At 63.1% G+C, this 1,149-nt stretch carries 1 pseudogene; it reads right to left on the minus strand.

Features of this window, described 5'->3' with window-relative positions:
- Positions 1 to 49: 49 nt before the first annotated feature.
- Positions 50 to 1,127 (minus strand): annotated as a pseudogene (locus K359_RS60830) (ISL3 family transposase).
- Positions 1,128 to 1,149: the final 22 nt, after the last annotated feature.

Consider the following 1,149-nt stretch of genomic DNA (forward strand, 5'->3'; position numbering starts at 1 on the left):
TCAATCGGCGTTCAAATTTGGCTCTGTCGCAGTTTTGGTGCAGCTGCGTTTATTCTGCGCCGATTAGTCTGGCTTGAAGCAGATCGATTTTGCCAGGGCCGTACATTTGGCGTCTGACGAGCTTGAGGCGCGTAATCTGACCCTCAGTCTGTCCGTTCGACCATGGCGAGGTGATCGCCGCCCGAACCGCCGCTTCATCGTTCGTTACGCCGCGGGCGAACGATGCGACAAGACTGGCGCGAGCGCGCTCGATCCAGGGTGACAACTCGGCGGCGGCTCGGCGCCGAATCATCAAGTGGAATTCGGCGATGATCTCGCGTGCCTCGACCAGGGGTGGCACGCCAGCTTCTACCGCCGCGACCGTCACCGTCTCTGCCTTCGATCGCTCGTCTCATGACCGTCGGACGGGATACGCTATCGAGGAAGGTCCGACTGGCGTTCTCCATCAGATGCCAACGATCTGCGACCTGTAGCGCGTGCGGCAGGGCTCTTGCCGCGGCTTCGCCATATGCTCCACCGCGGTCACGGGCGACGATCGCGATCGTGGGATGAGCAGCGAGCCAGGCCTGGGCGGTCGCGGGCTCACGGTCCGGCAGCAGGGTGACCACCCGGCGCCTTTCCAGGTTGCAGATGATGCTGGCGTATCGGTGATTGCGCCGCCATGCCCAATCATCAATGCCGATAACCCTGAGCGGGTCAGCTGGTGGACGGCTACGGCGTCGAACCACGCGAAGGAGCGTATCCTTGCTCACCGGCAGCATCAGCCGTTTTGCGAAGCCTGCCGCCGGTCGTCCGCCAAGCGCCAGACCGAGGTGATGGACTATGGAGTCCAGCCTCGCTGTGCGCCGGGCTGATGGAGCCAGCACCCCTTCGGCGAAGCGCTCAGTAAAGATTTGGCGCCCGCACAGAACGGCGTCGCAGCGGAAGCGGCGGGCGACCACCAGGAGCTGTACGATCCGCCCCGAAAGCGGGAGGTCAGTTACGCGTCGCCGATACCGGCTATGGACACGTCGGGAAACTGTTCCGCACAAGGGACACAGACCGACGCTTCCGGACGCCCGGATCTCAATAATGGCCTTATCACCTTCGTAGCACGCACTCTCTACAACAAACCCACGCGGCACCAGCCTGGAGCGGTGGAGTGCTTGC

Origin of the sequence: Bradyrhizobium sp. th-b2 (assembly GCF_000426785.1) — a bacterium.
Classification (GTDB): Bacteria; Pseudomonadota; Alphaproteobacteria; order Rhizobiales; family Xanthobacteraceae; genus Bradyrhizobium; species Bradyrhizobium septentrionale.